The sequence below is a fragment of the Sporanaerobacter acetigenes DSM 13106 genome (genome assembly GCF_900130025.1).
Taxonomy (GTDB): Bacteria; Bacillota; Clostridia; order Tissierellales; family Sporanaerobacteraceae; genus Sporanaerobacter; species Sporanaerobacter acetigenes.
This window is the reverse complement of the sequence record NZ_FQXR01000003.1, coordinates 335,742-348,443: the sequence shown is the minus strand read 5'-3', so window position 1 is coordinate 348,443 and position 12,702 is coordinate 335,742. Positions and strand designations below refer to the sequence as shown.

Here is a 12,702-nt window from a genome sequence, read left to right as displayed (position 1 = left end):
AAAAATTTGGAATTACTAAGTATTATATATCCAATCATCTTAGTGTTATCATTGATAATCGCTGTAGTTTTACCCTATTTATTAATCCTTAGGAGAAGTGAGGAGTTGGCAATCATGAGAATCCTTGGAGTAAAAGAAGTGGAAGTAAAACGATACGTATTTACGGAGAACTTAACACTAATAATTATTGGAGAAGTAATTGCTATTGCAGTAATAAGTGCAGTAACTTTTAAATCTGGAGTATATCCAATATGGAAGTATCTCTTTGTCATAGTTGGGTACTTGTTAGCAAGTATTATAGGTGTTTTAGCAAGTTTAAAAAATGTGCTTTATAAGAAGCCATTGGAAATGCTACAGGTAAAGGAATAAAGGGAGGGAGTATATTGGTAAAGCTTGAGATGAAGAATTTATATTATAGATATAAAAGAGTTGCTATTGCTAGAACTGGCACATAAACAAGATTTTTGCATAATCATTGTTACCCATGATATGGATATAGCAAAACAATCAGATGTAGTATGGAGAATTCATGATGGAATATTTATATGTGAACGTTAAACTCTATGATACCCCTATAATTAGGGGTATCATAATTGCATTGCAATACGCTTTTTAAATATCTATCTTTAAACAAAAAGAGTACGCCACCTTGTATAAGTGGGTGGCGAATTTTTGCTTAGCATTAGCTAAGTTTTTCTTTTTTATATCATATAAATAAAAGAATTGTGTTTTTTATCTAAAAACATATACAACGTAATATATAAAGAATATTTAAATCTAGAAAGAATAAAAATAGCATAAATGCAAACTGAGAGTAGAAATACTTACGGCATAAGGGCGATGTGGTAATAAAAAAAAGCTCTATAGTTTAAACTATAGAGCTAAATTTGATGGTGCCGAAGGCGGGAGTCGAACCCGCACGAGGTTTAAGCCCCACTGGATTTTGAGTCCAGCACGTCTGCCAATTCCATCACTTCGGCTTGTCAACCACAAAAATTATAGTACCATAAAACAGAATAAAATGCAAGTATTTTATTTAAATTATTTACTGAATAACTTTTTTCATATATACTTAATATATGCTTAGCGGTCAATCATAAATTTTAAGGGGATGATTTTGTTGGATAAAGAGACTTTGATCATAATAGATGGCAGTAGTTTATTACATAGAGCTTTTTATGCATTACCATTGTTGTCAACAAAAGATGGGATTTATACAAATGGAGTATATGGTTTTTTGACTATGCTATATAAAATAACAGATGAATACAATCCTAAATATTTATGTGTTGCATTTGACATGAAAGCTCCGACCTTTAGACATTTAGAATTTGATTTATATAAGGCTAATAGACAAAAAGCACCAAATGAATTATCATTGCAGTTTCCAATATTAAAAGAAGTACTTAAGGCAATGAATATAAATCAAATAGAGATTGAAGGATATGAAGCAGATGATATAGCAGGAACTGTTGCTAGATTTGGAGAAGAAAAAAATTTAAATGTCATATTGGTTTCTGGAGATAGAGATTACTTACAATTAGCTTCAGATAAATCTAAAGTACTAGTGACTAAAAAAGGTATAACAGAACTAGAAGTGTTTGACAAAGAAGCCATGATTGACAAGTACGGCATAACTCCAGAACAATTCATAGATTTGAAAGGACTTATGGGAGATAAATCAGACAATATACCTGGAGTTCCTGGTATAGGAGAAAAAACAGGACTTAAGTTGTTGAAACAATTTGGTTCTATAGAAAATATATATGAAAATATAGAAGAAGTAAGTGGAAATAAATTAAAAGAGTCTCTCATAGAATATAAGCAACAAGCCTTTTTAAGCAGAAGGTTAGCGGAAATTGTCACAAGTGTTCCATTGGAATTAAATTTAGAAGAACTAAAATATGAAGAACCAGATTGGGAAAGATTAAAAGGACTCTATGAGAAATTGGAATTTAAATCATTGATAGAAAAAATACCAAAAGATAAAATTGAGATAAATATAGAATATTATTCATCAGAATTTATATTAATAGAAAGTGAAGATAAATTTCAAAAAATTATTGATGAAATACTTAAATCAAAAGAATTTGCCTTTAAATTTGTATACGGAGATGAGAATATTCTTAAATCTGAAATACTGGGAATTGCAATTAAGCCGAAAGAACATAGCACTTATTATATAAATTTTGATGGAAACGAACTGTTATTAAATTTTCAAAATAGCTTTAAAGATATATTTGAAAGAGAAGACATATTGGTTTCAGGACACAATATAAAAAATGATATACTAGGCCTTTTTAAATTGGGTATAAAAATTAGTTCTATAACTTTTGATAGCATGATAGGTGAGTACTTAATAAATCCATCTGAAACGGACTATAGCATTTCTAAATTGAGCAATGAGTATTTAAATCTCAATATAGAAAAGGAAGAAGAACTATTGGGAAAAGGTAAAAATAAAAAAACTTATAAAGTTTTATCTGTAGATGAAAGAGGACAATATTTTGCTAAAATATTGGATTTAGTATATATGTTAGAAGATAAGATTATTGGAATCATTGAAGGCCAAGGTATGAAAGAACTTTACTCTGATGTGGAACTCCCTCTCGCAGAAGTATTAGCTAGTATGGAATACTATGGTTTTAAAATTGATGTAGAAATACTAAAAGAACTAGGAAGTGAATTTGACAAGGAAATAGACAATTTGACAAAGGAAATATATGAATTGGCAGGAGAAGAATTCAATATAAATTCGCCTAAACAATTGGGAGAAATATTGTTTGATAAATTAGATTTACCGGTTATAAAAAAGACGAAAACAGGGTATTCAACAGATGCAGAAGTATTAGATAAACTAAAAGACAAACATCCTATTGTGGAAAATATATTGAAGTATAGACAAATTGTAAAATTAAAATCCACATATATTGATGGACTTATGAATCTTGTAGATGAAAATACAGATAGAATACATTCCAGTTTCAATCAGACTGTAACTAATACAGGGAGGATTAGTAGTACGGAGCCAAATCTGCAGAATATACCTGTAAAAACAGAGGAAGGAAGAAAAATAAGGAAAGCTTTTGTTCCACAGGATGAAGATTATATTTTAATAGATGGGGATTATTCACAAATTGAATTGAGAGTATTGGCTCATATTTCAGATGATCCAAAATTAAAAGAAGCATTTTATAACAATGAAGATATTCATACCAAAACTGCTAGTGAAGTATTTAATGTACCTAAAGAAGAAGTCACATCTATTATGAGAAGCAGAGCAAAAGCAGTGAATTTTGGAATTGTATATGGAATTAGTGACTATGGATTGTCAAGGGATTTAAATATCTCTAGAAAAGAGGCAAAAGAATATATAGACAATTATCTGAAAAATTACAAGAAAGTAAAGGAGTACATGGAGGAAATCGTGGAATCTGGGAAGAAAGAAGGCTATGTAGAAACTATATTGAATAGGAGAAGATATCTTCCTGAATTGAAATCTAGAAACTATGTAGTCAGATCTTTTGGAGAAAGAGTTGCCATGAATACTCCTATTCAAGGAAGTGCGGCAGATATTATAAAAGTTGCCATGGTAAGGGTATATAAAGAACTTAAATTGAGAAATTTAAAATCCAAGCTTATACTTCAAGTTCATGATGAACTCATCATAGAGACATATAAAGATGAAAAAGATGAGGTAAAAGAAATTCTAAAGAATACAATGGAAAGCTCTATAAAACTAAATGTGCCATTGAAAGTAGATATAATGATGGGAGATAGCTGGTATGAAACAAAGTAGTTGCAAGATAATTGGTTTAACTGGAGGAATTGCTTCAGGTAAGAGTACAGTTACAAACCTTTTAATGGGAAAAGGATTTAAGGTCATAGATGCAGATAAAATAGCAAGAAAAGTAGTATGTGTAGGAGAACCTGCATATATGGATATTGTAGATGAGTTTGGAGAAAGAATATTAAATGAAGATTTGTCTATTGATAGAATAGAGTTAGGAAAATTGACATTTCAAGATGGAAATATGAGAAAAAGATTAAATAGTATAGTTCATCCTAGGATTTTTCAAGCTATAAAGGATGAAGTAGACAAATATTCTAAAATAGAAAAGTTTATTTTTTTAGATATTCCTCTTTTGGTTGAAGAACTTGAAAAAATTAAAGCAAAAGGAATCAATATAGATGAAATATGGCTAGTTTATGTAGATGAAAAAACGCAATTGGAAAGGCTTAAAAAAAGAGATGGTTTTTCCGATGAAGAAGCTTTGGCTAGAATGAGAGCACAAATGTCTATGGAATATAAGAAAAAATATGCAGATAAAATCATAAACAACAGTGGAAGTTTGGAAGAACTTAAAGAAAAAGTAGAAATTCTCACAAAAAGTCTCAAATAGATAGTGGAGGTATATAACTTGGCAAGGCTATTTAATCATAAAATCAAGAAATTTTTCATTTGCATATTGATTGCTGTATTATTGTTTATAAGTATAAAGCTAGTTGTAAAAATCATATATCCAATTAATTATGAAAATTATATAAAAAAGTATTCACAGCACTATAATATAGATTCTCACCTAGTTGCTGCCATAATCAATGTAGAGAGCAAATATGATACATTTGCCGTATCTAAAAAAGATGCACGAGGGCTCATGCAAATTTCACCAACTACAGGAAATTGGGCTTCTGAAAAAATAGATATACAGGATTTTACATTAGAATCCTTATATGATCCAGAGATAAATATAAGGATTGGCTGTTGGTATTTAAGTGTTCTTACAGATGAGTTCAATGGGAATTTACAGCTTATATTGGCAGCATACAATGGAGGAAGTGGCAATGTAAATAAATGGCTTAAAGATGATAGATATAGCGAAGATGGGAAAAGTTTAGATTATATACCTTTCAAAGAAACTAGTGATTATGTAGAAAAGGTACTTAAAAATTATGAAATGTATAAAAAAATTTACAAAAATACTTTTGACATGGAAAGTTCATCTAGATATAATTTCAAGAAAAATATAAAAAGTACATTCATTAAAATGTTTGAAAATTATATTGATGTTTAGTTTGAACATGAGGGGGAAAAAGCGTTGAAAAAAAAGCTATTATTATTTCTAGTACTGACAATAATTTTTTTGTCATTTATGACAGGATGTGAAAATAAGGCAAAGATAGAAAAGAATATCGAAGCATTAGAAGATAAAAGTGAAACAGTTGCCAATGAAAGTGATGAACCAGAATATGGGGGAGAAGTGGTAGTACCTATTACGACAATTAAATCATTAAATCCTCTTTTAAGTGAGAATGCAAGTTTTTATAATTTTAGCAAATTAATTTTTGAGAGCTTGTTTCAATTAGATAGAAATTTAAATATAGAAAATTGTCTTGCTGAAGATTACTCAATAAGAGATGAAGGAAAAACTGTAGATATTAGACTTAAAGATGATGTGTATTGGCATGATGGGGAGAAGTTTACAGCAGATGATGTGGTTTTTACTATAAATACTATTAAATATGGAAGTGGTGAATCGGCTTATAAAGATTTGATACTTAATGGAATAAAACCTTTCAGTACTTCTGATATAAGACATATTTTAAATGTGAAAATAATAGATGATTACAATTTAGAGATATATTTTGACAGAGCTTATAGCAATGCACTAGAAATTTTGACTTTTCCAATCATACCTAAACATCAATTTACAGGGAAAAATGAGAAAGCTTCATATATAAATGCTTTAAGTGCTGAAGAATACAATCCAATTGGGACTGGACCATATAAATTTAATCAATATGAAAAGCTTAAAACTATAAAATTAGTTGCTAATGAAGAATGGTGGAAGGGAAGACCCTATATTGATACAATTGTTGGCAGAGTGCTAGATGATGAAGAATTGTCTCTTACAGCTTTTGAAACAGGGCAAGTTGATTTGGCCAATACTGTTGATGTTGATTGGGAAAAGTATACACAAAAGGACAGAGTAAAAATATATGAATATGTTTCACAAAATTATGAGTTTTTAGCTTTCAGTTTCAAAAATAAAATATTTGCTGATGAAAGTGGATTAGCTATAAGAAAGGCTATTGCCTATGGAATAGATAGACAAGCTATAATTCAAAAAGTATATTTAGGTCACGCTACACAAACTGATTTGCCTATACATCCAGATTCTTGGCTACTTAATCAAGAAGCTAGCATATATGGCTACAACAAATCGAAGGCCAAAGAAGTATTAGATAAAGCTGGATGGATAGATAGAGATGGGGACGGAATATGTGAAGATGAAAATGGAAACAAACTTTCCATAAGGCTATCTACAAATTCCTACAACCCATTGAGATTTAAAACTGCAGAGATGATAGCAGAAAATTTAAGACAAATAGGAATTGAAGTGATAAAAGATTATGCTGAAGAAATTCCTGACAAGCTCACTGAAGAAATGATAGAAAATGATTGGGAAACATTTAGAGGAAAGTTAGATAGAGGAAATTTTGATGTAGCCTTGTTGGGATGGCAATTGTCCAGCGTCCCAGATTTGTCTTTTGCTTTTCATTCATCCCAAATTCAATATGGAACCAATTTCATCAGATATCAAGATGAAGAGATGGACGAATTGTTGGTAGAAGCCTTTAGTGCTCCTGATAGAGAAATGAAAAAGAATGCCTATGACAAATTGGAAACTAAAATAGTTGAAGAATTGCCCTATGTGAGTCTTTTTTTTAGAAATAAAGCTTTGCTTTTAGACAAAAAAGTAAAAGGAAATATAGAACCACAATTTTACAATATATACGACAATATTGAAGAATGGTATATTCCAAAGAAATATCAACAAAAATAACTGTTGATAAATTGCCAAAAATCATTATAATATATAGTGGATATGTTAAAATTGCAGGAGTGGTGGAATTGGCAGACACGTACGTTTGAGGGGCGTATGGCAATAGCCTTGAGGGTTCAAATCCCTTCTCCTGCACCACTAAGAAATAAAAAGACGTTTAATTGCTAAAATTAATTAGCAGTTAGACGTCTTTTTTATAATAAATAGAAAAGTTCTAGTTTTCCTTAGAAATTTTGCTTCTTCTGCAAGATATAAGCTTGTGTACTAGGATATTAAAAGATATAATGAAATTTATAAATTATATGCTAATATAGTATTAAGCGTATATATAATAAGAATAGGGAGATATTTATAGGATTTGGTTTTTGATCATCTTAATTACTGGAACAATCAAAAAAGAAAGGAAAAAGCAAATGAAGAAAATAACACTTAAAACAATAACTACTTTGGCATTAATAGTATTGGTATCTTTTTTTATTGTTGAAGTCTTGATGATTGTTGAAGGAAGTAGGAAAACAGTAGATAAGGTTGATTATGTTATAGTTTTGGGAGCTAGACTTTATGGAGAAAAACCTTCACCGGCACTATTGGAAAGACTTAAATTTGCAAAAGAGTATTTAAGTGAAAATAAAGACGTAAAAGTAATAGTATCAGGTGGACAAGGTATGGATGAGGATATATCAGAGGCACAGGCAATGAAAAAATACTTAGTAGACAATGGAATTGACAAAGATAGTGTAATCATTGAAGATAAATCTACTTCTACTTTTGAGAACCTACAATTTAGCTTGGAAAAAATTAAGCAATTAGATGATAAAGAAAATGTAAAAGTTTTACTTGCTACCAACAAATATCATATATTTAGAGCAAAGTTCTTGGCTAAAAGATTGGGTATGATTCCCTATGGATTGCCTGCAAAGACCCCCATATCAATTGTTGTTCCACAATATATAAGAGAGTATTTTGCAGTGATAAAGTCAATCTTTTTTGATAAGTGAGTTTAGTAAAATCAATTTTTTAGTGTCTTGGAATAGGAATTTAGCCAATAAATACTAAGGTGTGATTTTATGAATAGTAGTACTATCATTCATGTGGATATGGATGCGTTTTTTGCTTCGGTAGAACAAAGAGATGACAAGAAACTTAAAAATAAGCCTGTGATTGTGGGAGGTAGTTTGGAAAATAGAGGGGTAGTCTCTACTGCTTCTTATGAGGCGAGAAAATATGGGGTTCATTCTGCTATGTCTATAGCTATGGCGAAAAAACTCTGCCCAGAAGCGATATTTCTTCCGGTAAATATGAAAAAATATAAAGAAGTTTCAAGAAGCATAAATGATATATTTAGAAGATATAGTCATACAATAGAACCTGTTTCTATAGATGAAGCTTTTATTGATATAACGGGGAAAGAACCTTTAAGTACAGCAATGAATATAAAAAGAAATATAAAGGATGAATTGGATTTGACAGCTTCTGTAGGGATATCCGTAAATAAACTTTTGGCGAAAATTGCATCTGATACAAAAAAGCCAAATGGTTTGACTATCATTAAGGAAGAAGAAGCAGTAGCTTTTTTAAAGCCACTTTCTTTGAGAAAATTGTGGGGAATAGGGCCCAAAACAGAAAGGGAACTGAACAAATTGGGGATATACACCATAGGAGATCTTCAAAATTATGATGTAAACGTATTGATTGATAAATTTGGCAAGAGAGGAGAGGAACTTTTTGAGTTTTCTATGGGAATTGATAATAGACCCGTAGAAATGAATATTGCTAGTCAATCAATTGGTGAGGAAGAAACTTTTGTTAAAGATACTTTAGATATGGAGTTTATGTACGCAAAGTTGCAAGAATATTCGCTAAACATTTCCTACAAATTGGAGCACAAAGGTTTCTTGGCAAGAACCATAACTGTAAAGCTTAAGTATGAGGATTTTTCAACTGAAACTAGGAGCATTACATTGAATATTCCTACAGATGAATATGAAACTATATATGAAATAAGTCTTTTTATATTTAGAAATAAGTTTTCACTAAATAAAAGGATTAGACTGCTGGGAATTACAGTTTCAAATTTTATTTATCCAAATGATCCGCTTCAATTAAGTTTACTATAAAATAAGTTTTGAGGAGGTGTCTACTTGAAATTAAGAGAAATTCAAGAGATATTGGAGGCAAAGGTTATAGTTGGAGAAGAATATCTAGACAAAGAGGTTTTATATGCTTTTAGTTCAGACTTAATGAGTGATGTGTTGGCTTATGTGAACGAGGATACTGTACTGCTTACGGGTCTTAATAATCCGCAAGTTATAAGAACTGCTGAAATGATGGATTTACCTGCCATAGTTTTTGTAAGAGGCAAGTTTCCTAGTAGTGATTTAATTGAGTTAGCTAAAAACAATAAATTAACTGTATTGTTTACTACGGATACCATGTATACAGCATCTGGGAAACTTTATAAAAGTGGCTTAGAAGGTATAAAAATAAAGGAAGGATCGATAGAAAAATGAGTCATAGTATTATTAAATTAGAATATGAAATATTGGAAAACGATTTTTCTAGGGCAGGTGAAGCATCTAGCAATATGAAAAAAATGCTTACTCATTTAGGCATAAATTCTAAAATAATTAGAAAAGCTGCTATAGTTACTTATGAAGCGGAGATGAATATTGTTATTCATTCAAAGGGAGGTAAGATTTTTGTGACAGTATCTCCAGAATGTATTGAGGTTTTAGCTAAAGATAAGGGCCCTGGAATCAAGGATTTAGATTTAGCGATGCAAGAAGGATATTCTACAGCACCTAATGATATAAGAGAACTAGGATTTGGGGCAGGTATGGGTTTACCCAATATGAAAAAATTTTGCGATGATTTTCAGATATTATCTAGTGAGGGGAATGAAACATGTGTCAATATGAAGATTTGTTTAAAATAAAAAAGATTGGGTGGTATAGAGATGAAAAAATATATTCATTCGGTATTGTTGAATGAAGATAAGTGTATAGGTTGCACTCATTGCATGAGACGTTGTCCTACAGAAGCTATAAGGGTTAGAAACAAAAAAGCTCACATCATCAAAGAAAGATGTGTTGACTGTGGAGAATGTATAAGAGTATGTCCCAGTCATGCTCAAGATTCAATAACAGACAGTTTGGATAAATTAAAAGAGTTCAAGTACAATATTGCTATTCCTGGGATTACACTATATGGACAATTTAGTTCGAAAACAGATATGAACAAAGTATATGAAGGCATAAAAATGCTAGGATTTGATGATGTCTTTGATGAAGGAATAGCGGCTGATATACTTTCCGTAACAATAAAGAATATGATAAAAAACGACAATTTGCCTAAACCCATTATTTCTTCTTTTTGTCCAGCGGTTTTAAGGCTTATACAGGTAAGATTTTCTTCTCTTATTGACAATATAATAACTGTAGAATCAGCTATGGAAGTCGCTGGAAGGATAGCAAAAGATATGGCTATGAAGAAATATGGATATGAAAAAGAAGAAGTTGGTGTTTTTTATTTGACACCTTGTCCAGCAAAAGTGACTAGTATAAAAAATCCCATAGGAATAAAGGATTCTTCTTTGGATGGTGCTATAGCTATAAATAAAATTTATGGGGAAATAGTTAAAAAAATGAAGGGTGTGAAAAATACTCATGAGTATGAAAGAGCTACTCCAGGTGGTATAGGCTGGGCTCGAGTTGGCGGCCAAAGTTATTCCATTGATGTGGACAATTATATTGCAGTAGATGGTATAGAAAATGTCATGAATATTTTAGAGGAAATAGAGTTGGGAAAATTGGATGGAGTAGTGTTTTTTGAAGGGCTTGCCTGTGTAGGGGGATGTGTAGGAGGTCCTCTAAATGTGGAAAATCCTTTTATAGCTAAAAGTATTATAAGAGAGTTGTCAACCAAAGCTACGGAAAAAGAATATAAATCATCAATATATACAGAAGATGAGCATATAGACTATTATTTAAAAAATGAATTTATAAATTGGACGGAAAATATTGAGCCTAAAGGAATATTAACTCTTGATGATGATATACAAAAAGCCATTGAAAAACTTGAAATGATAGAAGAAATATTAGATTTTCTTCCAGGTCTGGACTGTGGGTCTTGCGGTGCTCCTACATGTAGAGCTTTGGCAGAAGATGTAGTGAGAGGATTTGCCAATATAGAAGATTGTATTTTTAAATAGGGGGTAATATTTATGAAATTAAAAAAAATAAAAGAAAGTTTAAATTTAGAGGTAATTGCTGGATACAGTGAAGAAGACAAGGAAGTTGAAGGCGCATATATAGGGGATTTGCTGAGTGTAGTCATGTCTAGTGCAAATGAAAACAATATTTGGATAACTATACAAACTCATTTAAATATCATAGCAGTGGCTACTCTTGTTGGTACTTCATGTATCATTGTAGCAGAAGGTATGGAAATAGACGAGGAAACCATAAAAAAAGCCAATGAAATAAATATGCCACTATTTAGAAGCAATTTAAGTAGTTATGAAATAGCTTGTAAATTAAATGAACTGGGTATCTAATATGGATTATAGCATAGATCTTCACATACATTCAGCCTTGTCTCCTTGTGCATCTCGTGATATGACTCCCAACAATATTGTAAATATGGCCTATATAAAAAAACTTGATATTATATCTATTACAGATCACAATACAATGGAAAACATAGAAAGTATCATGAAATTAGGTGAAGATAAAAACATACTTGTTATTCCAGGAATTGAAGTGACCACAAAGGAAGAAGTGCACGTTCTTTGTTTTTTTGAAGACGTGAAAGATGGATTAAAATTTTCTCGAAGGATTTATGATAGCTTACCTTATATAAAAAACAAAGAAAAGTTTTTTGAAGAGCAACTGATACTTGATGTTAAAGATGAAATTGTAGGCAAATTGGACAAATTACTTATAAGTAGATGTTCATATACTATTGATGAAGTAAACAAATTTGCAAGTTTGAATAATGGAGTTATGGTACCTGCTCATGTAAATAGAATGTCTTATAGTATCATATCTACTCTTGGTTTTATACCAGAAGAACTTCAAATTGCAACTATTGAAATATCTTCTCAAGGAGATTTGCGAAAAATGCAAAAATTCATAGATTTGTCCAGGTATAAAAAGATTGTAAATTCAGATGCTCATGATTTATATAATATCAGTGAGGCTGAAAATTTTATTGAGATAGATAAATTGACAAGAGAAGAAGTGATAAAATATTTAAAAGAAAAAAAGAGGTAGATAAAAGTGAAGGAACTTTCTCTCCATGTATTGGATATAGCAAGAAATTCCATAGAAGCAGGTGCAAATATAGTATCTATAAGAATAGATGAAAATTTAGAATTGGATTTATTGACAATTGAGATTGAGGACAATGGAAAGGGAATAGACAGGGAATTGATAGAAAAAGTAACAGATCCATTTTTTACTACGAGGAAGACTAGAAGCGTAGGATTAGGATTGGCTTTGGCAAAAGAATCTGCTATTCACTGTGATGGAGATTTTAAGATTGAATCTGAAAAGGGAAAAGGAACTAAAGTTATATTTTCTTATAGATACAGCCACATAGACAGAGCACCTTTGGGAAATATGGGTCAAACTATTATGACTTTAATAAGTTTTGATGATGATATAGAAATTTTATACAAGCATATGTATAATAATGCTAAATTTAATTTCGATACACGAAATGTAAAAAAAGTGTTAAATGGTATAAATATCAACGAATCTAGAGTCCTCATATGGATAAAAGACTATATAAATGAAAGCATTTTCATGTTGTATTCTTAAACATTATTTGTTATTTTTAGTGCAAAAAAGCA

General features: G+C 30.7%; 14 protein-coding genes and 2 tRNA genes. 15 read left to right on the top strand and 1 reads right to left on the bottom strand.

Going from position 1 to position 12,702, the window contains the following annotated elements:
- Window positions 1-42: 42 nt before the first annotated feature.
- Window positions 43-369 (top strand): FtsX-like permease family protein, encoded by a 327-nt coding sequence (locus BUA21_RS04075; protein WP_327198034.1) that lies wholly within the window; start codon window positions 43-45, stop codon window positions 367-369.
- Between the two features lie 66 nt (window positions 370-435).
- Window positions 436-558, top strand: a complete 123-nt coding sequence (locus BUA21_RS15190) for a hypothetical protein (protein ID WP_268801879.1) — start codon at window positions 436-438, stop codon at window positions 556-558.
- A gap of 333 nt (window positions 559-891) precedes the next feature.
- On the opposite strand, the gene BUA21_RS04070 is transcribed toward BUA21_RS15190, so the two are convergent.
- Window positions 892-980: transfer RNA gene (locus BUA21_RS04070), tRNA-Leu, on the bottom strand.
- Window positions 981-1,111: 131 nt separating this feature from the next.
- Here BUA21_RS04070 and polA point away from each other — a divergent pair.
- The 13 genes from polA (at window position 1,112) to BUA21_RS04005 (ending at window position 12,670) form a co-directional block, all read left to right on the top strand.
- Window positions 1,112-3,799 (top strand): DNA polymerase I, encoded by a 2,688-nt coding sequence (gene polA / locus BUA21_RS04065; RefSeq protein WP_200796502.1) that lies wholly within the window; start codon window positions 1,112-1,114, stop codon window positions 3,797-3,799.
- Window positions 3,786-4,403: a dephospho-CoA kinase gene (gene coaE / locus BUA21_RS04060; RefSeq protein ID WP_072743409.1), complete on the top strand. Its 618-nt coding sequence runs from the start codon at window positions 3,786-3,788 to the stop codon at window positions 4,401-4,403. The genes polA and coaE overlap by 14 nt, the downstream gene beginning before the upstream one ends.
- An 18-nt stretch (window positions 4,404-4,421) precedes the next feature.
- Window positions 4,422-5,075: a lytic transglycosylase domain-containing protein gene (locus tag BUA21_RS04055; protein WP_072743407.1), complete on the top strand. Its 654-nt coding sequence runs from the start codon at window positions 4,422-4,424 to the stop codon at window positions 5,073-5,075.
- Window positions 5,076-5,099: 24 nt separating this feature from the next.
- On the top strand, window positions 5,100-6,848 hold the full coding sequence (locus tag BUA21_RS04050; protein ID WP_072743405.1) for a peptide ABC transporter substrate-binding protein: 1,749 nt from the start codon (window positions 5,100-5,102) through the stop codon (window positions 6,846-6,848).
- 53 nt (window positions 6,849-6,901) lie between these two features.
- Window positions 6,902-6,986, top strand: a tRNA-Leu gene (locus BUA21_RS04045).
- A gap of 275 nt (window positions 6,987-7,261) precedes the next feature.
- Window positions 7,262-7,846: a YdcF family protein gene (locus BUA21_RS04040; protein WP_072743458.1), complete on the top strand. Its 585-nt coding sequence runs from the start codon at window positions 7,262-7,264 to the stop codon at window positions 7,844-7,846.
- Window positions 7,847-7,915: 69 nt separating this feature from the next.
- The gene (dinB, locus tag BUA21_RS04035) at window positions 7,916-8,965 is read left to right on the top strand and encodes a DNA polymerase IV (protein WP_072743403.1); all 1,050 of its coding nucleotides are present in this window, start codon (window positions 7,916-7,918) and stop codon (window positions 8,963-8,965) included.
- A 24-nt stretch (window positions 8,966-8,989) separates the two neighbouring features.
- Window positions 8,990-9,358, top strand: a complete 369-nt coding sequence (locus BUA21_RS04030) for a DRTGG domain-containing protein (RefSeq protein WP_072743401.1) — start codon at window positions 8,990-8,992, stop codon at window positions 9,356-9,358.
- On the top strand, window positions 9,355-9,783 hold the full coding sequence (locus BUA21_RS04025; protein WP_072743400.1) for an ATP-binding protein: 429 nt from the start codon (window positions 9,355-9,357) through the stop codon (window positions 9,781-9,783). The genes BUA21_RS04030 and BUA21_RS04025 overlap by 4 nt, the downstream gene beginning before the upstream one ends.
- Before the next feature lie 21 nt (window positions 9,784-9,804).
- Window positions 9,805-11,058 (top strand): [Fe-Fe] hydrogenase large subunit C-terminal domain-containing protein, encoded by a 1,254-nt coding sequence (locus BUA21_RS04020; RefSeq protein WP_072743399.1) that lies wholly within the window; start codon window positions 9,805-9,807, stop codon window positions 11,056-11,058.
- 12 nt (window positions 11,059-11,070) lie between these two features.
- A complete protein-coding gene (locus tag BUA21_RS04015) occupies window positions 11,071-11,403 on the top strand; it encodes a DRTGG domain-containing protein (RefSeq protein ID WP_072743398.1) in 333 nt (110 codons plus the stop codon).
- Complete coding sequence (locus BUA21_RS04010) at window positions 11,387-12,121, top strand: PHP domain-containing protein (RefSeq protein ID WP_200796501.1); 735 nt, start codon at window positions 11,387-11,389, stop codon at window positions 12,119-12,121. Before BUA21_RS04015 ends, BUA21_RS04010 begins: the two co-directional genes overlap by 17 nt.
- Before the next feature lie 6 nt (window positions 12,122-12,127).
- On the top strand, window positions 12,128-12,670 hold the full coding sequence (locus BUA21_RS04005) for an ATP-binding protein (protein ID WP_072743396.1): 543 nt from the start codon (window positions 12,128-12,130) through the stop codon (window positions 12,668-12,670).
- The last annotated feature ends 32 nt before the right edge of the window (window positions 12,671-12,702 follow it).